The sequence below is a fragment of the Myroides pelagicus genome, from assembly GCF_009711055.1.
Classification (GTDB): Bacteria; Bacteroidota; Bacteroidia; order Flavobacteriales; family Flavobacteriaceae; genus Flavobacterium; species Flavobacterium pelagicum.
Genome location: NZ_WMJY01000088.1, coordinates 1 through 805 on the forward strand (window position 1 = coordinate 1; position 805 = coordinate 805).

1 protein-coding gene is annotated in these 805 nt (G+C 31.9%); it reads right to left on the reverse strand.

What is annotated here, in order from left to right; translation table 11 throughout:
- Positions 1–4: 4 nt before the first annotated feature.
- On the reverse strand, positions 5–784 hold the full coding sequence (locus GJV77_RS14675; protein ID WP_317162561.1) for a DUF3871 family protein: 780 nt from the start codon (positions 782–784) through the stop codon (positions 5–7).
- Positions 785–805: the final 21 nt, after the last annotated feature.

The window sequence follows — 805 nt, forward strand, 5'->3', positions numbered from 1 at the left end:
ATAATTAATTTTGTGACACAGTTGGCGGTACACCCTCCAAAAACCATTGGTAATTATCATCACCATTGATAGCATTACAAATACCTTGATTAAACTCAAAGGCATTTAAATTTCTTTCTAGGAATGTATCTATGTAGCTACTCTTATTAGCTTGTGTAAATAGATTATACACATTCCATAGATTAATATTTCCATACTCATCTTTACAAAAGCTTTCATCTTGGTAATAATCCCTAGCTATTGTATTAAACTGCCCATCATTAAAAGTCATTTCAGGCAACTCTAATCTTTGAGATTTAGGTAAGTGATTGTATAATCTTGATTTACCTATTAATTGAGCAAACTGATGTTCTGATAGAGAATAGTTAGTAAAGTTTCTCATTAGTTCAAGGTGTTTCTCTGCTTTGTAATTCTGCATTACTTCTAGAATCCTAGCATAAAGCTCTTCATAAGAACTAACTTTAATCTCAGATAAAAAACCATCTGTACTAACACAAAGATTACAACATACAAGATTCTGAAAGCCTATAAAGAATTTGAATTTTTCAAAAGACTTCTTATTATAGAGGTTTTCTTGGTTATAAGCTCTAACCCCTCCTAGGGTTAATGAGAGTGTATTACCTCCAATATTAGCAGTTATAGAGGGTATCTTTATAATAAAAGCCATTCTCTCAAAATACTGTGTTTTCTCATGTTCTAGAAGCTCTTTAGCACTCTTATGAATTGCATCAGGTGTTCTTCTGTATATTCCGATGAAAGTGCACCACCTTCCGACAAAGTACACCAGTTTAGATTATCTCATTAT